The organism is Lysinibacillus sp. TE18511, from assembly GCF_054062295.1.
In genome coordinates, this window is sequence record NZ_JBSSFD010000001.1 from 206,801 (window position 1) to 225,109 (window position 18,309).

General features: G+C 38.4%; 18 protein-coding genes and 1 riboswitch. Of the genes, 15 read left to right on the forward strand and 3 right to left on the reverse strand.

The features are described 5' to 3' along the window. Positions 1–128: 128 nt before the first annotated feature. The 9 genes from cotE to ACVWXS_RS01045 all read left to right on the forward strand — a co-directional run bounded on the left by cotE (position 129) and on the right by ACVWXS_RS01045 (position 9,840). Positions 129–788 (forward strand): outer spore coat protein CotE, encoded by a 660-nt coding sequence (cotE, locus tag ACVWXS_RS01005; protein WP_368635374.1) that lies wholly within the window; start codon positions 129–131, stop codon positions 786–788. A 129-nt stretch (positions 789–917) separates the two neighbouring features. Further along, complete coding sequence (mutS, locus tag ACVWXS_RS01010; RefSeq protein WP_456955430.1) at positions 918–3,488, forward strand: DNA mismatch repair protein MutS; 2,571 nt, start codon at positions 918–920, stop codon at positions 3,486–3,488. 14 nt (positions 3,489–3,502) lie between these two features. After that, the gene (mutL, locus tag ACVWXS_RS01015; RefSeq protein WP_456955432.1) at positions 3,503–5,365 is read left to right on the forward strand and encodes a DNA mismatch repair endonuclease MutL; all 1,863 of its coding nucleotides are present in this window, start codon (positions 3,503–3,505) and stop codon (positions 5,363–5,365) included. A gap of 72 nt (positions 5,366–5,437) precedes the next feature. Next, on the forward strand, positions 5,438–5,617 hold the full coding sequence (locus ACVWXS_RS01020; RefSeq protein WP_456955434.1) for a hypothetical protein: 180 nt from the start codon (positions 5,438–5,440) through the stop codon (positions 5,615–5,617). Between the two features lie 123 nt (positions 5,618–5,740). Beyond that, a complete protein-coding gene (locus ACVWXS_RS01025) occupies positions 5,741–7,375 on the forward strand; it encodes a glycerol-3-phosphate dehydrogenase/oxidase (RefSeq protein WP_368635371.1) in 1,635 nt (544 codons plus the stop codon). Positions 7,376–7,390: 15 nt separating this feature from the next. Then, entirely contained in the window at positions 7,391–8,182 is a 792-nt protein-coding gene (locus ACVWXS_RS01030) for an alpha/beta fold hydrolase (RefSeq protein WP_456955437.1), read from the forward strand. Further along, complete coding sequence (miaA, locus tag ACVWXS_RS01035) at positions 8,169–9,071, forward strand: tRNA (adenosine(37)-N6)-dimethylallyltransferase MiaA (RefSeq protein WP_456955439.1); 903 nt, start codon at positions 8,169–8,171, stop codon at positions 9,069–9,071. The genes ACVWXS_RS01030 and miaA overlap by 14 nt, the downstream gene beginning before the upstream one ends. Positions 9,072–9,207: 136 nt before the next feature. Beyond that, positions 9,208–9,438 carry an RNA chaperone Hfq gene (hfq, locus tag ACVWXS_RS01040; RefSeq protein ID WP_374963389.1) on the forward strand — a complete coding sequence of 77 codons (231 nt, stop codon included), beginning with the start codon at positions 9,208–9,210 and terminating at the stop codon, positions 9,436–9,438. Between the two features lie 99 nt (positions 9,439–9,537). After that, positions 9,538–9,840, forward strand: a complete 303-nt coding sequence (locus ACVWXS_RS01045; protein WP_368635367.1) for a rhodanese-like domain-containing protein — start codon at positions 9,538–9,540, stop codon at positions 9,838–9,840. Positions 9,841–10,067: 227 nt separating this feature from the next. Here the strand turns inward: ACVWXS_RS01045 and ACVWXS_RS01050 are convergent, their stop codons facing one another. After that, positions 10,068–10,220 carry a hypothetical protein gene (locus tag ACVWXS_RS01050; protein WP_368635366.1) on the reverse strand — a complete coding sequence of 51 codons (153 nt, stop codon included), beginning with the start codon at positions 10,218–10,220 and terminating at the stop codon, positions 10,068–10,070. A 301-nt stretch (positions 10,221–10,521) separates the two neighbouring features. Here ACVWXS_RS01050 and ACVWXS_RS01055 point away from each other — a divergent pair, with 301 nt between their 5' ends. The 3 genes from ACVWXS_RS01055 to cobT all read left to right on the forward strand — a co-directional run bounded on the left by ACVWXS_RS01055 (position 10,522) and on the right by cobT (position 13,035). Continuing rightward, on the forward strand, positions 10,522–11,286 hold the full coding sequence (locus ACVWXS_RS01055) for a YheC/YheD family protein (RefSeq protein ID WP_368635365.1): 765 nt from the start codon (positions 10,522–10,524) through the stop codon (positions 11,284–11,286). Between the two features lie 178 nt (positions 11,287–11,464). Then, complete coding sequence (locus tag ACVWXS_RS01060) at positions 11,465–11,680, forward strand: hypothetical protein (protein ID WP_456955442.1); 216 nt, start codon at positions 11,465–11,467, stop codon at positions 11,678–11,680. Positions 11,681–11,689: 9 nt separating this feature from the next. Continuing rightward, positions 11,690–11,865: riboswitch (cobalamin riboswitch) on the forward strand. Between the two features lie 114 nt (positions 11,866–11,979). Then, positions 11,980–13,035, forward strand: coding sequence for a nicotinate-nucleotide--dimethylbenzimidazole phosphoribosyltransferase (cobT, locus tag ACVWXS_RS01065; protein WP_456955444.1), 1,056 nt, complete (start codon positions 11,980–11,982; stop codon positions 13,033–13,035). A gap of 355 nt (positions 13,036–13,390) precedes the next feature. Here cobT and ACVWXS_RS01070 read toward each other — a convergent pair whose 3' ends face one another. After that, on the reverse strand, positions 13,391–13,996 hold the full coding sequence (locus ACVWXS_RS01070) for a trimeric intracellular cation channel family protein (RefSeq protein ID WP_456955446.1): 606 nt from the start codon (positions 13,994–13,996) through the stop codon (positions 13,391–13,393). A gap of 260 nt (positions 13,997–14,256) precedes the next feature. Between ACVWXS_RS01070 and ACVWXS_RS01075 the strand changes: the two genes are divergently transcribed. The 3 genes from ACVWXS_RS01075 (at position 14,257) to glnA (ending at position 17,471) form a co-directional block, all read left to right on the forward strand. After that, positions 14,257–15,507 (forward strand): methionine gamma-lyase family protein, encoded by a 1,251-nt coding sequence (locus ACVWXS_RS01075; RefSeq protein WP_456955448.1) that lies wholly within the window; start codon positions 14,257–14,259, stop codon positions 15,505–15,507. Between the two features lie 158 nt (positions 15,508–15,665). Continuing rightward, a complete protein-coding gene (locus tag ACVWXS_RS01080; RefSeq protein WP_068983053.1) occupies positions 15,666–16,040 on the forward strand; it encodes a MerR family transcriptional regulator in 375 nt (124 codons plus the stop codon). Between the two features lie 96 nt (positions 16,041–16,136). Beyond that, positions 16,137–17,471, forward strand: coding sequence for a type I glutamate--ammonia ligase (gene glnA, locus ACVWXS_RS01085; RefSeq protein ID WP_068983052.1), 1,335 nt, complete (start codon positions 16,137–16,139; stop codon positions 17,469–17,471). A gap of 153 nt (positions 17,472–17,624) precedes the next feature. Here glnA and ACVWXS_RS01090 read toward each other — a convergent pair whose 3' ends face one another. Next, the gene (locus ACVWXS_RS01090; protein WP_423491719.1) at positions 17,625–17,966 is read right to left on the reverse strand and encodes a CotD family spore coat protein; all 342 of its coding nucleotides are present in this window, start codon (positions 17,964–17,966) and stop codon (positions 17,625–17,627) included. Between the last annotated feature and the right edge of the window lie 343 nt (positions 17,967–18,309).

The window sequence follows — 18,309 nt, forward strand, 5'->3', positions numbered from 1 at the left end:
AGAAGTTATCGTGATTTAGACAACGTAATATGAAGATCAAGCCTCTGGCGGATGTCACGGATTTTCAAAGGAATGAATTGTGCTGGCACAATTCAAAATCCGGACGCAATTTAATTCTATAAAAATATATGTTCACCCAATGGGCGCTACCTGCATATGATGGAGTGAAAAGAGTCGAAGGAGGAATTGCGCTGAAACGTTTACGACAAATCGTGACGAAAGCAGTAGTTGCCAAAGGGAAGAAGAGAACGGAAGAACGTGTAACATTATGTCCATCAAATAAACCGACGAGTATTCTGGGTTGCTGGGTCATCAATCATACTTGCTCCGCAAAAAAAGTCGGTAAATTTGTAGAAGTATCAGGGAAATTTGATGTAAATGTCTGGTATGCCTATAGTAATCATTCGAAAACAGCAGTGTTTTCTGAAACGGTTCACTATAAAGACAAAGTGAAGCTCCATTTTAGAGATGGCGAAGTGAGTGTTAGTGATGAAGTTCGAGTGCGTGTAGTTCAAGAACCAAACTGCATAGAGGCAATCATTTCTCCATGCGGCACGAAATTTGAAATTGTAGTAGAACGCGAAGTCGTTGTAGAGGTAATGGGTGAAACGACGATTTGCATTAGTGTACATCCACTAGATTTCGAAGAGGAATGGAACTTTAAAGATGAGAGCTCATCTTCGTCTTCATCTAGCTCAAGCTCTAGTTCAAGCTCATCGTCGAGTTCTAGCGAAGAAGGCAGGTTTGTTTTAGAGTCCTCATCGTTTCCTGGTGAAAAATCAAGATAATACTAATAGCCATATTTCTTTCATACATGCGAAACGCTAGCATCTTAAAAAAGGTGAATGAAGCGTTTCGCATGTATCTTTTGTTATAATAAAAATATCTATATGGCAAGAGCGAGGTAAATATAAAAAATGACAACTTACACACCAATGATGCAACAGTATTTGCAGGTAAAGGAAGATTATAAGGATGCCTTTTTATTTTTTAGACTAGGCGATTTTTACGAGATGTTTTTTGAGGACGCAATTAATGCCTCACAAATTTTAGAAATAACATTAACGAGCCGGGATGCAGGCGCAAAAGAGCGTATTCCAATGTGCGGCGTTCCTCATCATTCGGCGAAAAATTATATTGAAACACTTGTGCAAAAGGGCTATAAGGTTGCCGTTTGTGAGCAGACAGAAGATCCGAAGCAAGCAAAGGGTGTAGTGAAACGTGAAGTCGTACAACTTATTACACCGGGTACGATTATGGAAGGGAAAGCACTCGATGGTAAAACCAATCATTTTATTGGTGCGGCAGAGCAACTTGATGACACAACATTCGGCTATGCATATTTAGACTTATCGACGGGTGAGGCAGTTGCTTCCTCTATTGAGGGCGATGGCAAAGCACTCTTAATGCAAATGCAGGCATATGGTATTCGTGAACTGATTGTAACGGATAGTTTACAGCTTTTGTTAACGGAGCATGCAATCAATGCTAGTATCGTGCTTTCTGTTGAAACGGATGAAATGACAATGGACAAAGCAGCAAGCTATTTAGAAGCGGTGCCAAATGAGTTACATGTTGTTTGTCTTCGTTTGCTTGCTTACATCGATAAAACACAAATGCGTTCGTTATCACATATTCAAACATTTACGTACAATGAAATGAAAAATTATTTACGAATTGACTCTAGCTCAAAGCGTAATTTAGAGCTTATTCAATCTATACGCGGTGGCGATCAAAAAGGTACCCTATTATGGCTATTAGATGACACAGTAACTGCAATGGGTGGGCGAAAGTTAAAGCAGTGGTTACATCAGCCTCTTGCAACATGTTCTGCCATTGAAGCAAGATTAGCAATTGTGACTGATTTATTGGAAGAGTATTTTGTAAGAACAGAGCTACAAGCCTCTTTAAAACAAGTATATGATTTAGAGCGTTTAGCTGGTCGTGTAGCTTTCGGGAATGTTGGTGGACGAGATTTAGCACAGCTACGTGATTCGTTACGTCAAGTACCTGCTATTCAGCAACAATTACTTAGTACCAATAAAGAAACGTTGCAAAAGCTAGGTGCAGCATTGGATATGTGTGAGGATGTAGAGGCATTATTAGCTCGAGCTATTACAGATAATCCACCAATTACGATTAAAGAGGGTGACGTCATACGCGATGGCTACAATGATCGATTAGATGAGCTACGCTATGCTTCTCGTAATGGAAAGGATTGGATTGCGCAGCTAGAGCAAGAAGAACGAACGAAAACTGGCATTAAAAACTTAAAAATCGGCTATAATCGAATTTTCGGCTATTATATTGAAATTACAAAATCGAACATCCATTTAGCTGATTTAACACGCTACGAACGTAAGCAAACATTGGCAAATGCCGAGCGTTATATTACACAGGAGCTTAAGGAAAAAGAAGCATTAATATTAAATGCTGAAGAAGAGAGTTTAACGTTAGAGTACAACTTGTTTGTAGAAATACGCGATGAGTTAAAGGCATTTATTCCACGTGTACAAGCGTTAGCGGCAAGTATTAGTGAATTAGATGTGCTTTTAAGCTTTGCGAGCGTTTCGGAGAAATATCGTTTTACGAAGCCCGAATTTCATGAAGGTCGTTCCCTTGAAATTATTGAGGGGCGCCATCCAGTTGTTGAGAAAATGCTCAATAAGCAAATGTATGTACCAAATGATTGTGTACTTGAGGATACTAACAATATGATGCTTATTACAGGACCGAATATGTCCGGTAAAAGTACGTATATGCGTCAGGTTGCACTGATCGTTGTCATGGCACAAATGGGCTGTTATGTGCCTGCTGAAAAAGCTAGGTTACCAATTACAGATCAGATCTTTACACGTATCGGTGCAGCGGATGATTTAGCTGCTGGACAATCAACATTTATGGTGGAGATGTTAGAATCTCAGCACGCTATTATGCATGCTACGAAAAATAGTTTGATGTTGTTTGATGAAATTGGTCGAGGGACATCTACTTATGATGGCATGAGTCTTGCTCAATCGATGATGGAATATATCCATGATAAAATTGGCGCAAATACACTGTTTTCAACGCATTATCATGAATTAACAGCACTTGAAAAGGAGCTTCCTCGACTGCAGAATGTACACGTATCTGCTACTGAAAAAAATGGCACAGTTGTCTTTTTACACAAGGTGAAAAAGGGAGCTGCCGATCAATCTTATGGAATTCATGTAGCACAGCTTGCTCAATTGCCAGCGGAAATTTTAACAAGAGCACGAGTTTTGCTTGAAAACTTCGAGGCTGGAAAGGTAGTAGCTGAGTCACAGGAGGAGGTTGCTGAACAGCCAATGCAAATGTCACTATTTGCGGAGGCGGAACCAATCGCTCCAGCAGAGGCAGAGGTGCTTAAAAGCTTAGAAAAGGTAAATATTCTGGGCACTTCACCAATGCAAGCGATGAATATTTTATATGAATTACAACAGCAATTATTAAACGCAAAAAAGTAAAGGAGTGATGCGCTATGGGAAAAATACAAATTATGGACGAGTGGCTGTCTAATAAAATCGCTGCAGGGGAAGTAGTTGAAAGGCCAGCCTCTGTAGTCAAAGAGCTTGTTGAAAATGCCATTGATGCAGGAAGTACGTCCATTGATGTTTTTTTACTAGAAGCGGGCCTCACTTCAATTCAAATAATTGATAATGGTAGTGGCATGGATGAAGAGGATGCATTAATATCATTCTCTCGCCATGCAACAAGTAAAATCCATCAGGAGCATGATTTATTTCGAATTCGTACACTTGGCTTCCGCGGTGAGGCGTTAGCATCAATTGCATCGGTGTCGAAAATGACACTCATTACATCAAATGGTGAATCAGGTACTTATTTAGAGCTTGAAGGTGGACACGTCGCTACACATAAACCTGGTCCTTTGCGTAAAGGAACAGATATTACAGTGGCACAGTTATTTTTCAATACACCTGCTCGATTAAAATATATGAAAACAATACAGACCGAGCTTGGGCATACCATTGACCTAATGAACCGTCTTGCACTTGGGAATCCACAAATTGCGTTTAGATTGCTACATAATGGTCAGCAATTGTTACAAACAAATGGACGAGGTGACGTGCAGCAAGTATTAGCTGCCATTTACGGTGTGCATAATGCTAAGAAAATGGTGTCCTTCAATGGAGAGTCACACGATTATAAAGTTTCTGGCTTCGTGTCACTACCAGAGGTGACTCGTGCTTCGAAAAACTATATGTCGTTGTTTGTTAATGGTCGCTGGGTGAAGCATTATTTAGTACAAAAAGCGATTGTAGATGCCTATCATACGTATTTACCAATTGAGCGTTTTCCGATTGTAGCACTCTTTATAGAAGGTGATCCTTATTTAACAGATGTCAATGTTCATCCTGCTAAGCATCAAATACGTTTAAGTAAAGAACCAGAGCTTCTTAAACTGATTGAGGAAACAATACGGGAGCAAATACGCCATGTTATTCGCGTGCCGCAAATGGAAAAGAAGGAAAAAGTCGCGAAGCCTGCGACGGAGCAGTTAAATATATGGAAGCCGGCACCAAAGCTTAATGTGGAGAAAATGAATGCCATTGTAGAAAAGCTTTATGATGTACAAACTGTTCAGGAGCAAAAACAATTAGACCCTATAGTGCCAGAGCCCGTCCCTACTGTTATTGAAGATAGCTGGCAGCCAACACCAATGATGGAAGCAAATCCACCTGAAGAAATGACGCTAGAGGAACCAAGAGAAGTTTTACACGATGAGTCTATTAAAGAACCATTCCCTGCGCTTGAAGTAGTAGGGCAAATTCACGGTACGTACATTGTTGCACAGATGGAGGATGGCTTTTATTTAATCGATCAGCACGCGGCACAGGAGCGTATTAAATATGAATTTTTCCGTGAAAAGGTCGGTCAGGTAAACCCGAATGAACGACAGGCTTTATTGCTCCCATTGACCTTCCATTATGCAGCTGATGAGGCGCTTCTTTTAAGAGAAAATAGACAGGAGTTAGAGGCTGTCGGCGTATTTTTAGAGGAGTTTGGACAGTCCTCATTTGTCGTGAGAGAGCATCCTAGCTGGTTTCCTAAAGGGGAAGAACAGGAGATTATCGAGGACTTAATTGAACAGGTACTGACAACTAAAAAGGCGGACGTTAAAAAAATGCGTGAGGCAGCAGCGATTATGATGAGCTGTAAAAAATCGATAAAGGCCAATTATTATTTAACGAAAGAGCAAATGGAAACGTTATTACAAGATTTACGTAATGCTGATAATCCATTTACCTGCCCACACGGACGTCCAGTACTTATTCATTTTACAACTTATGAAGTGGAGAAAATGTTTAAACGGGTAATGTAGTTGTAACGCCTGACATTTTAGAAAGGGGGACAATGTATTGCCACTCGTACATTGCTGTATAATATCTACGACTTGAAGTGGGAAGAAGAACTTTGTACGCTATTAAATATTCCAATGTCAATGTTACTAGAGGTGAAAATTTCTCCAGAGATTTATACAAAGACTGCGCTAAGTGTATTCTTTGGTGAGGATATTCCGCTAGCAGGTACAATAGGTCTTGCGTCGAATAAGGAGACAATATCCGTATTATGAATGAATAACCAAACTTATCAATCAGAAATGGATGCACAATAAGGACCGGCTCTTTAAGCGATCTAGCAAAAAGTTGTAGAGGTTACATGTATTTTAAAATCATAGCTAATGGGGGAAAAAGGTATGTTTTCATTTGAACATCGTCCTAAAATTATACATTTTTTAGAGCAATATAGCTTTGACGTATTAGTCATTGGTGGCGGGATTACTGGTGCTGGCATTGCGCTTGATGCTGCATCTAGAGGTTTATCAGTCGCTTTGATTGAGAAGCAGGATTTTTCTGCTGGCACATCAAGCCGTTCAACAAAGCTTATTCATGGTGGACTTCGTTATTTAAAGCAATTAGATGTAGGTGTAGTAGCTGAGGTTGGGCGTGAGCGTGAAATTGTTTATGACAGTGCGGTTCACGTTACAACACCAGAAAAAATGCTACTGCCATTATATAAGAAGGGCTCACTTAGTCCATTAACAACATCACTGGCATTGAAGGTATATGATCGATTAGCAGGTGTCAAAAAGCATGAACGTAGAACAATGCTGAGTGCTCAGGAAGCAGCAGCACTAGAGCCTTTACTCAATCGAGATGAGCTTGTCGGTGGTGGTTATTACGTTGAATATCGTACGGATGATGCCCGTCTGACAATAGAAGTGCTGAAAAAAGCAGTGGAATACGGGGCACTTTGTCTAAATTATGCGGAAATGACAGAGTTTTTATATCAAAAGAAAAAGCTTGTAGGAGTTCAAGTAAAGGATCATGTGACAGGGAAAATGATCGAAGTGCATGCTGCGCAAATCGTTAATGCTACTGGACCTTGGGTAGATGAGGTCCGCCACAAGGATAAAGTAGCAGACAAAAAGCAATTACGACTCACAAAAGGAGTTCATATTGTCCTTGATCAAAAGGATTTTCCATTAAGACAAGCAGTATATTTTGATATAGTGGACGGACGTATGGCCTTTGCAATTCCACGTGATGGGAAAACCTATGTTGGGACAACAGATACAGTTTACGAGGGAGACCCTGCACATCCTGTCGCAACCAAAGAGGATGTTGATTATTTAATGGATGCTGCAAAAACTGTTTTTCCAACTGCAAATATTTCAAGTGAAACGATTGAATCGTCGTGGGCAGGTGTACGTCCACTTATTTTTGAAAAAGGAAAGGATCCATCTGAAATTTCACGAAAAGATGAAATATGGACAGCTCCAAGTGGACTAATGACAATTGCAGGTGGCAAACTAACAGGCTACCGTCAAATGGCAGAAACGATCGTTGATAAAATTGTGAAAACACATAGATATAAGCACGCAGGTCCATGTATAACACGTGAGTTATCGCTTTCTGGTGCGAAAGGCATCAACGCTCTCAATTTCCCTGACTATACTGCGTATAAAGCAAGAGAAGGCGTTCAATATGGCCTTAATTATGATGAAGCTAAGACACTCGTTCAAAAATATGGCACGAATGTAGATGCGTTATTTAACCAGGTGAAATATTTGCATGAGCATGGAAGTACGATGCCCCTTGCCTTACATGCAATGTTACTTTATGGCATAGAAGCAGAAATGGTGTACACACCAAGTGATTTCTTTATTCGCCGTACAGGCTTATTATACTTCGATATTGATGCGGTAAAACGTTATAAACAGCAGGTCATTCAAGTTATGCAACAACATTTTCACTATACAGAGTCACAAAGAAATACTTATGTCGCTCAACTAGAGCAAGCTATTTTAGATGCAACAAGTTTTGTATAGGAAGGAGTGTAGGTAATGGAGCGCTATATTGAAATGTCAGATGGCCATTTCCTGTTTACTCGAACATTCAAGCCGTCGAATCCATGTATTGGTCATATTCATATTTTACATGGTATGGCGGAGCATAGTGGACGTTATGTGAAATTTGCTCGTACTCTTAATGAAGCTGGCTATGCAGTGACAATGCATGATCATCGAGGACATGGAGAAACGGCCGCCTATAATGGAACTCTAGGTTTTTTTGCTGAACAGAATGGGTTTGACCGTGTAGTAGAGGATGCTCATGAAGTCGTTACGTCATTACATGCACAGTTTGCCGATGTACCTTTGATATTATTTGGTCATAGTATGGGGTCGTTCATTACTAGAAGATATATTCAATTGTATAGCGAGCAAGTGGATAATGCGATTCTTTGTGGAACAGGGAATGTTACAGCATTGCATACGATGGGGAATTTAGTAGCAAAAGCATTGGCCAAGCAATTTGGTAAAGAGACGGAGAGCAAAATATTAAATAAGCTCAGCTTTGGTAGTTTTAATAAGCAGTTCCCAAGTTCGAAGACTGCGTATGATTGGTTATGTTCGGCAGAGGATGAGGTGCAAAAATATATAGATGATCCATATTGTGGCTTTATCCCAACAAATCAATTTTTTGTGGATTTAACAACTGGTTTTAAGTCGTTAAATCGTAAAAAAGAGATAGCGAAAATAAAGAAAGAGTTACCGATATTATTGATAAGTGGTAGCAAGGATCCAGTAGTCTATCAAGTTTTATTACGGTGGTTAGAAAAATATGATACAAGATAAAATACAGCGAGCAGAGGTTGTAGCAATCGTAGGACCTACTGCTTCTGGTAAAACGGCACTAAGCATTGAGTTAGCGAAAAAATATAATGGCGAAATCATTAATGGTGACTCCATGCAGATTTATAAAGATTTAGATATTGGTACAGCGAAAATTACTGAAGAAGAGATGGAAGGTGTGCCACATCATTTAATTAGCTTCAAAGAGCCAACGGAACCTTTCTCAGTAGCTGACTATCAAAAATTAGTGCGTGCTAAAATTGCGGAAATTCAAGCACGCGGCAAGCTACCGATTATTGTAGGGGGCTCAGGCTTATATGTACAGGCAGTGCTCTATGATTTTCAATTTACTGAGGAGCAGGTAGATGAAGTAGCAAGAAAAGCCTATTATGAAGAACTGGAGAAATTAGGTCCAGAGGCTATGCATGCTAAACTTAAAAACCTTGATCCACAAACAGCAGAGACCATTCATCCAAATAATACTCGCCGTGTCATACGTGCGTTAGAAATGATTGAACTAAGTGGCGTTTCAAAGGCAGCAGAAGCACATAATCGTGGAGAAGTTCCACTTTATAATCATGTGATTATAGGGCTTGGGCAAAATATGTCACGTGAAGAGCTCTATGATCGTATTAACCTTCGCGTTGATATAATGATGGAAAAGGGGCTTTTGGAAGAAGTAAAGGGTTTATGGCATCAAAATATTCGAGATGTGCAGTCAATCCAAGCGATCGGCTACAAGGAATTATATGATTACCTAGATGGAAAATGTTCTTTAGAAGAAGCCATTGATAGTTTGAAACAAAATTCTCGCCGCTATGCGAAAAGACAACTAACATATTTCCGCAATAAAATGGATGTTTACTTTCTTAAAAATGAAGAACAACTTTAGTTGATTGATCTCGCCTTATCGTAGATATTGTTTTTATACTTTTGATAAATTTCTAAAAATTACTAATTGATAAATTGGTAGAACGTGCTAATATAGGAATGAAGAGGTAGGAAGAGAGCAAGGGGAGGCATATTTGATGAAATCAATTAACTTGCAAGATACATTCTTGAACCATCTACGTAAAAATAGTGTTTTTGTTACTGTGTTTCTGTTAAACGGATTCCAGTTAAAAGGGACTGTGAAATCCTATGATAATTTTACAGTGTTATTAGTAGATGTTGAAAGTAAACAGCATCTTATTTACAAACACGCTATTTCTACATTTGTTCCAGCAAAGCAAGTCGATTTTTTAGAGACAGAAGAATAGAAACATTAGAGTAAAACAGTTAGTGTTCATGACACTAGCTGTTTTTTTGCCTTCAGGCTATAATGTAAAAGGAAATCGATATATTGGAGGACTACACAGATGAAAACTATGGAGACAACAGAAATATTAGAACTATTAGATGCGAACGAAGATTTATTCATTATCGATGTTCGTGAAGATGATGAGGTAGCACAAGGCATGATTCCAGGTGCTCAGCATATTGCTCTTGGGACAATCCCTGATCGCATAAACGAATTAGATGCTTCTAAGCCATACATTATCGTTTGTAAGGCTGGCGCTCGTTCAGCAAATGCTTGCTCATACTTAGAAGCTCAAGGATTTAACGTGACAAACCTTGAAGGTGGCATGCTTGCATATGATGGAGAGTTAGAATTTAAATAATGACATACATTAAAGAGAAAGAGCCTATTAATTTGCTCTTTCTTTTTTCTTGTTCTTATTTTTTTTAGTGAGTTCATGATGAGGCTAAAATTTTTTTCGAAATTATTGTAGAGATTATCCTTTTTTTGCTCACGAATCTTTAGGTTATAAACTGGCAAAGTTTAAACCGGCATATCTAATACCTACGTCCATGATGCTTCGTTATTATCTCTTACACCTAATGATCCTTATATCGATAGACCACTCGCCCAAATCCCATTTAAACCAACTTCCTCTACAACTTTTGCGGAAAGACCGTTATGGGTATCCATTAAAAATTCAAGTGTGTCTGAATATATTTTTTTATTAAAAAATTTCGTTGTTTTTCTGATATCTTCCATCTTCTAACTCGACATTATCATATGACTAAAAGTAAATATTAGCAGGGCAGGTATATTAGAAACTAATGATGTTGAAATCAAAAAATGGATGTATTGAGAACAATCATAATGCTACTTTTCTAGTGTAGTAAATTTAATTATGGGACTCAAAAAGAAAAATATGAGATATCGCGTTACCAAGTCTCACCCACCTATGCAAGATAAATCTATTTACATACAATACAGTAACCTCCATAAGTGGAGAGGACTACACTATCAATACAAAAGAAATAAAAATATCTAACTAAATGAGGTGAGTTTATTGAAAAACGGACTTGGTAAATGGGAACAATGCTTACTTTTAAAACAAAATCCTTTAACAACTAACTGCATGCCAGAATCAACACTGTACAGTCTAGAAAACCTAATCTATTTATTAAATAAGTATGAGTATATTTATGTGAAACATAATACCACTGGACAAGGAAGAGCAATGTATAAAGTCTACAAAAGAAAAGATGGACACTATTGTTTTAACGGATTTACCATGCAAGGTGAAGAAATAAGTAAATGTGTAGCAGCAATTGAGGATTTCCACCAAGTTCTACATCCATATGAGAAACACGGTAGATTAAGCGGAATTTATATTATACAAGAGGGGGTCAAAAGTCTAACCCCTGATGGGAATTCAATATCTATTCGTGTTCATGTTCAAAATCTAAAGGGAAAATGGGTAATTGGTGGGATTTACGGAAGGGTGGCAACTGAGGATCATGGGATTGTCAATTCAAATCGGGGTTCTAAAGCAATATCGATTGAGGAATTATTATCAGGTTATTTGATGATGGATAATACAAAGAAAGATCAAACAATAGATTCTCTAAAAGAGGATTCAATTTTAGCAGCTGAAGTAATAGCATCCCACTTTCCTTGTAGAGAATATGGCATTGATTTTGGAATAAATCTTGAAGGAAAACCTATATTATTTGAAGTAAATACAACGCCAAGCATACGTAGTTTTGCCAAAGTTGATAGGGCGATCTGGAAGAATATTGTTGAGATTAGGAAAATGCAAAATGAAGGCTAAGTTTGAAATGTAGTTATTTTTCATGTTAGTCATCAGCATATTTTTATTCAATAGACATACATCAAAAAAATACTTTCCCTACTATTTTATAGGAAAGAAGAAACTTAATTGCATCCGTTACTTGTGAACGATTAGGAATTTACCTAGAAAAAATGGATTATGGTTGAGTAGGCGCGTTATGAATCAATTTGCTATTAGAGAAGATTCAGCATGGGCTCAAATTGCCAGCCCTCAGGAACCTGAATTCGCGTACGTTAGATTTATTTGGTTATTCGAAGTGTTAAAAGATTCCTTTGCTGGCATTCACTCTTTTGGAGCGAATGCCAGCAAAGGAATCCTTGGAACAATTTTTCATTTAATCAAATATATTGACACAAAAAACACTTTATCGTAAATTTGAAATAATTGCATAAATGCATTAGGTGCCCATTGCGGGAGAATAGGGAATAAAGTGAAATGCTTTAGCGGTCCCACCACTGTAAAAGAGAGTTTCATAGAGAATGCCACTAGCATAGTCTGGGAAGGTTCTATGAAATGTTGAAATTGAGCCAGGAGACCTGCCTAACTGCTTCGTATTATATAGACGATGGAAAAGTCTGTAGTTTATTTGTGATGAAATAAACTACAGGCTTTTTATTTTTTCTCTAAATCATTCTTCGAGTAACAAGGGCAAAAAAGAAAGGGGAAATTTTCATGCAATTATTACAACAAACGATTCAAAACATTCAAAGTGCTGACCACAAAATGATGGAGGAAGCAAGGGAACGCATAGATGCACTTTGCAAGCCTCCTAGTAGCTTAGGTAAACTTGAGACTCTTGCTGTGCAACTATCAGGAATTACAGGAGAACTATTTCCTGCGATTGATCACAAAGCCATTATTGTCTGTGCCGCAGATCATGGTGTTTGTGATGAAGGGGTGACATCAAATCCACAAAATGTAACGGTCTTTCAAACATTAAATTTTCCCAGAGGAGGGACCGGTGTTTGTGCTATCGCAAAAATCACAGATGCAAAAATTGTCACAGTAGATGTTGGCGTAAAAGAAGATATTCCGCATGATGCTGGTGTTATCCTAAAAAAAATTAAATATGGAACGGACAATATGGCAAAAGGTCCTGCTATGTCAAGGGAAGAAGCCATTCATTCTATTGAAGTAGGAATTGAAGTAGCTACGGAAGAAATAAACAAAGGGATAAATGTACTCGGGACAGGTGAAATGGGTATTGGTAATACAACGCCGAGTGCTGCAATATTATCGGTTCTTCGTGATTGTCATCCAAATGAAGTGACGGGCTTCGGTGCAGGAGTTGGGCCAGGGGGGATAGCACATAAAGTAGAGGTCATTCACAATGCTATTACATTAAATAAACCAAATCGTGATGATGCTATTGACATTCTTGCAAAAGTTGGTGGTTTAGAAATAGGTGCTATGGCTGGAGTTGTACTCGCTGCAGCTGCAAATCGCAAGCCTGTTGTGATTGATGGCTTTATTTCTACCATTGCTGCACTTATTGCATACGAACTCGAACCAAAAGTAACAGACTATATCATTCCTTCTCATGCTTCTGAAGAACCAGGTGCTAAAATTGCTGCGGAATTGCTCGGAGTTGAACCGATGCTACATATGAATATGCGATTGGGCGAAGGTTCTGGCGCAGCTTTAGCCTTTCCTATTTTGGACGCAGCATGTTCCATGATGAAAAACATGACAACATTAGAGGAAGCTATGCTGCTGTTAGAAAAGTAATTAAATATTGTGAGATTCTAAAAACAAGTTCTTATGAAAGTAGTTACTCAGCAAGTACAAAGTTTACTTAGGGTAACATACTATTTCTATTAGGATATATTGTTTCTAGGCGCTGCTACACATAAACAAAAGTTATAGTTAAAGGATTTAAAATCTGCTATTGATAAAAAATAAGAGGCTGGGACAAAAAGAAAAAATGTTAGACCGATTGCAATTGGTCTAACATTTTTTTGATTTAGGAAGGAACACTCTACTCATTGAAGCGGAAAAGTTATTATCTGCTTTCGTTATTTTTCAAAATAATCGAGTTCTGTCCCAGCCTCTTGTTGTTATACGGTGATGTAAGGAAACTTAGCTATGCCCGCTGTAACTTCCGCAACGGTAAACGCCATTTCTTCATATATGAAAGAACTCTTAGTGCTGTAATTACACCAAATAATACATATAAATAGATATCCCCTGAAATTAATTCAAGCCCGATGATAAGTCCAGCTAGTGCTGCCCACACACCATAGACTTCATCACGGAGAATTAATGGTTGTCGTCTAGCTAATAAATCTCGAACAATTCCACCGCCTGACCCTGTCAAGACAGCAGCTACAATAACCGCACTAATGGGCATGTCGAGCTTCACAGCATAGAGAGCACCCTGAATTGCAAATGCCGATAAACCAATAGCATCAGTGAAATTGCCCCAGCGATGCCAATGTTGGATGAGTCGATGTGGAAATAAGAAAAAAATTGTAATGGCTGCAATGGCAATTTGGAACATCATATCCTGTCCCCACAGTGTTGTTACAGGCAAACCTATGAGCAAATTTCGTATAGCTCCTCCGCCAAAAGCGGTTACAATCCCGAGTATATATACACCGAATAAATCGTATTCTTCCTCCATTGCAATGATTGCCCCGGAAATAGCGAAGGCAATTGTTCCAATAATACTAAAAACCTCCCAAGCCAAACCTTTCACTCCCTATATGAATAAATCTTTTCGATTAGTTGCAAACCCTTTTTGTAGCGTAGAAGTTTTTGCTAAGAAAAGTATCAACTTATACTTTGGAATTATCAGATATTAAATATCCTATTTTAGTAGGACATAATAGATGAAGTCCGCAATTTAGATTAGCGCATAATGCAATTAGAAACAATAGCAAGTTTTGCAGGCAAGCACACAAATTGTTAAGATAGGATTTGAACAAATGTGAAATGGAGAAGAATATAATGACTTTTACAACAAATTTAATGGAAGAAACACTAGCATTAGCAGCTAAAATAGAAGACAAGGTGCGTCCTTTTCATGCAAAAGTAGAAGACATGGCGTTCTTCAATCAACAAAAAGTGCTTGCTGCGTTTCGAAAGCATCAAGTAAGTGATTATCATCTGCATCCGTCTAATGGCTATGGCTATGATGATGAGGGGCGTGACAATCTAGAGCGTGTTTATGCAGAGGTCTTTGGAGCGGAGGCTGCCATCGTACGTCCGCAAATTATTTCTGGTACACATGCAATCACACTTAGCTTATTCGGAGTGCTACGTCCTGGTGATGAATTACTTTATATTTCGGGTCAGCCGTATGATACATTGCAATCAATAGTCGATGGTGGAGACAAGGATACTGGCTCGTTAAAAGATTATAAAATCGGTTATAGCCATGTGGATTTAATCAATAATCAAGAGATCGATTGGGAAGGTGTTGCAGCTGCCATTACGCCAAACACAAAAATGATTGCTATCCAACGTTCGAAGGGTTATGCAACACGACCATCCTTTACCGTTTCACAGATTGCGGAAATGTGTGCAAAAATCCGTGAATTAGCACCCAATGCTGTTATTTTCGTTGATAATTGCTACGGTGAATTTGTGGAGGCACAGGAACCAACGGAGGTTGGGGCTGATTTAATGGCAGGCTCGTTGATTAAAAATCCTGGTGGAGGCCTGGCGAAAATAGGAGGCTATATTGCTGGTCGTGCAGATTTAGTAGAAAAATGTGCTTATCGTATGACATCACCAGGTATTGGAGCTGAAGCTGGTGCAACATTAAATACACTTGGTGATTTCTATCAAGGCTTTTTCTTAGCACCACATGTTGTTTCGCAAGCATTAAAAGGTGCGATTTTCACAGCTGCGATGCTGGAAGAAATCGGCATGGATACATCGCCAAGCTATGCTGCTGATCGTACGGATTTGATTCAATCTGTTTCATTCCAAACAGCGGAGCAAATGATTGCGTTTTGTCGTGAAATTCAAGCGAATTCACCGATTAATGCGCATTATGCACCAGAGCCAGCCTATATGCCTGGCTATGAGGATGATGTCATAATGGCAGCAGGAACATTTATTCAAGGTTCCAGTATTGAGCTTACAGCAGACGGTCCTATTCGCCCGCCATTTACAGCATTTATTCAAGGTGGTTTAACGTACGAGCATGTGAAATTTGCTATTTGTAGTGCAGTACAAAAAATCCAAAAATAGGAGATGGAAAAACTATTCAATACTTTCGTTTTGAATAGTTTTTTACAATTTTTCATCAATTCGAAAAAAATATTTTAATCCATGTCAGGAAACCTTACATGACTAGTTGACAGTGTAAAATTTTCGTTATATGATTAGCGGGTATTGGAGGGACTTAAATGAGTCGTGAAATTAGACGAACTATGCCGTTATTATCCATGAATATTGTGATGCAATTGACTGAGCTTTCGGCACGTCAAATTCGTTATTATGAAGAACACCATTTAATTGAGCCGCACCGAACAGAAGGCAACCGTCGAATGTTTTCATTAAATGACGTCGACATATTGCTTGAAATTAAAGATTACTTAGAACAGGGTATGAATATGGCGAAGATTAAAAAACTATTCGCTAAAAAGAATGACGCTGTTGCAACAGAAGAACCAAATTTAAGTGATTCAGAATTACGTCGCATTATGCGTGAAGAAATGCGTCAAGCACAGCGTATGCAAAAATCTTCCATCAGACAAGGGGATTTATCTCGATTCTATTAATTAAAGTAAACGTACGCTTCTGGTGAACAGTTTAGATTGTTTTAATAGGGTAGGGTAATAATAAAAGTTAGACAATTTATAGGAGTGTGGAAAACTGTGGGTAAATACACAAAAGAGGACATTAAACGCCTTATCGAGGAAAAAAACGTAAACTTTATTCGATTACAATTTACGGATATTCTTGGCACAATTAAAAACGTTGAGATTCCTGTAAGCCAATTAGACAAAGCGCTAGAAAATAAAATGATGTTTGATGGCTCATCCATTGAAGGCTTCGTTCGTATCGAAGAATCGGACATGTATTTACATCCTGATTTAGATTCTTTCGTAGTGTTCCCTTGGACTTCTGAAAAAGGGAAAGTAGCACGTTTCATCTGTGATGTATACACTGCTAAAGGCGAGCCGTTTGCTGGTGACCCACGTAACAACTTAAAACGTATCCTTAAAAAAATGGAAGAGTTGGGCTTCTCAAGCTTCAATTTAGGGCCTGAGCCAGAATTCTTCTTATTCAAATTAGATGCAAAAGGTGAACCAACATTAGAAGTAAACGACCATGGTGGTTACTTCGACTTAGCACCTACAGATCTTGGCGAAAACTGCCGTCGTGATATCGTATTAGAGCTAGAAGAAATGGGCTTTGAAATCGAAGCATCACACCATGAGGTAGCTCCTGGACAACATGAAATCGACTTTAAATATGCAGATGCAATCACAGCTTGTGATAACATCCAAACGTTCAAATTAGTTGTAAAAACAATTGCACGTAAACATGGCTTACATGCTACATTCATGCCGAAACCATTATTCGGTGAAGCTGGCTCTGGTATGCACTTCAATGTTTCATTATTTAAAGGTAAAGAGAATTCATTCTACGATGAATCGACTGAACTAGGTCTTTCTGAAACAGCAATGCAATTCATGGCGGGTGTCCTTGCTCACGTTCAAGGTTTCACAGCTGTAACAAACCCAACAGTTAACTCTTATAAACGTCTTGTACCTGGTTACGAAGCACCATGTTATGTAGCATGGTCAGCTCAAAACCGTTCACCACTTATCCGTATTCCATCAGCACGTGGTCTTTCAACTCGTGTAGAAGTACGTTCTGTGGATCCATCTGCAAATCCATATTTAGCAATGGCTGTTATTTTAGAAGCTGGTCTTGAAGGTATTCGTCAACAATTAACACCACCAGCTGCGATTAATCGTAACATCTATGTAATGACTGAAGAAGAGCGTAAAGCGAACGGTATTGAAAACTTACCACCAGCACTTGACGACGCTTTAGCATTACTGGCTAAAGACAAAGTAGCGCAAGAAGCATTAGGGGAGCATATTTATGCAAACTTTAAAGAAGCAAAAGAAATCGAGTTCGATATGTACCGTACAACAGTACATCAATGGGAACGCGACCAATATTTAAAAATGTACTAATATATTAGCCGAGTACCTAGTCAAGGTACTCGGTTTTTCTTTTGGAATTAATAATTTGATAGTAAATACTATAACAAGAACTGATAGGTGCTAGACATTTTCAATCAAAATAAAGAAGCGATGAGGCATATTATAACCTCATCGCATATTCCATTAATAGCCCATATATTTTTGATGGTGATGATGATGGTGGTGTGGCATGCGATGATGATGGTGCATATGGCAAGGATCAGGTCGCATATCGCAAAGTGTATGATTTTCGCAACATTCATTCACTACACATTCTGTGAAAGGGAAGTAATATTGATGATCAATCATATGTTTGTTTACTGTTGTAATATGTGCTGGTTGTACATGTGGCACGACCGTATGGATGTAATTGGTGCGAACGTATTCTTCTGGCGGTAAAAAATGTGGTGGATCAAATTGAGTTGGGCATGCTTGTGGTGGACAACAATGTGGACCTTTTGCATGGTGATGCATACGTTTAAACATGTTATAACCTCCTGTTTTGATAAGTTGTGGTTCATACTTAAGATATGAGATGAAAGACAATGTGGTCTATTTGTATGCCTATTAAGAGCTGGTTAAATCTCTTAGGCAATCAAAATAGGTATGATTATTGAAAAATTTCATCAAATGTTAATAATGTAAACTACCATCGAAGACCGAAGTGATGAAATGCATGTGGAAATTTAAAGTATTTATGACCATTTCAAGAATTTTTTTATGATAGCTGTGCTTTATTATAGTTTGAAAGTGCCAGTATGTAAGGCAGATCCGTACTTTGAACAAGGTTGGATACATTAAATGTTACACATATAATTTAGGCAACATT

Excerpts from the sequence above, each read along its gene's own strand:
- cotE (WP_368635374.1), top strand. The coding sequence starts at position 129 with ATGTTCACCCAATGGGCGCTACCTGCATATGATGGAGTGAAAAGAGTC.
- mutS (WP_456955430.1), top strand. The coding sequence starts at position 918 with ATGACAACTTACACACCAATGATGCAACAGTATTTGCAGGTAAAGGAA.
- mutL (WP_456955432.1), top strand. The coding sequence starts at position 3,503 with ATGGGAAAAATACAAATTATGGACGAGTGGCTGTCTAATAAAATCGCT.
- ACVWXS_RS01025 (WP_368635371.1), top strand. The coding sequence starts at position 5,741 with ATGTTTTCATTTGAACATCGTCCTAAAATTATACATTTTTTAGAGCAA.
- ACVWXS_RS01030 (WP_456955437.1), top strand. The coding sequence starts at position 7,391 with ATGGAGCGCTATATTGAAATGTCAGATGGCCATTTCCTGTTTACTCGA.
- miaA (WP_456955439.1), top strand. The coding sequence starts at position 8,169 with ATGATACAAGATAAAATACAGCGAGCAGAGGTTGTAGCAATCGTAGGA.
- hfq (WP_374963389.1), top strand. The coding sequence starts at position 9,208 with ATGAAATCAATTAACTTGCAAGATACATTCTTGAACCATCTACGTAAA.
- ACVWXS_RS01045 (WP_368635367.1), top strand. The coding sequence starts at position 9,538 with ATGAAAACTATGGAGACAACAGAAATATTAGAACTATTAGATGCGAAC.
- ACVWXS_RS01050 (WP_368635366.1), bottom strand. The coding sequence starts at position 10,220 with ATGGAAGATATCAGAAAAACAACGAAATTTTTTAATAAAAAAATATAT.
- ACVWXS_RS01060 (WP_456955442.1), top strand. The coding sequence starts at position 11,465 with ATGAATCAATTTGCTATTAGAGAAGATTCAGCATGGGCTCAAATTGCC.
- cobT (WP_456955444.1), top strand. The coding sequence starts at position 11,980 with ATGCAATTATTACAACAAACGATTCAAAACATTCAAAGTGCTGACCAC.
- ACVWXS_RS01075 (WP_456955448.1), top strand. The coding sequence starts at position 14,257 with ATGACTTTTACAACAAATTTAATGGAAGAAACACTAGCATTAGCAGCT.
- ACVWXS_RS01080 (WP_068983053.1), top strand. The coding sequence starts at position 15,666 with ATGAGTCGTGAAATTAGACGAACTATGCCGTTATTATCCATGAATATT.
- ACVWXS_RS01090 (WP_423491719.1), bottom strand. The coding sequence starts at position 17,966 with ATGTTTAAACGTATGCATCACCATGCAAAAGGTCCACATTGTTGTCCA.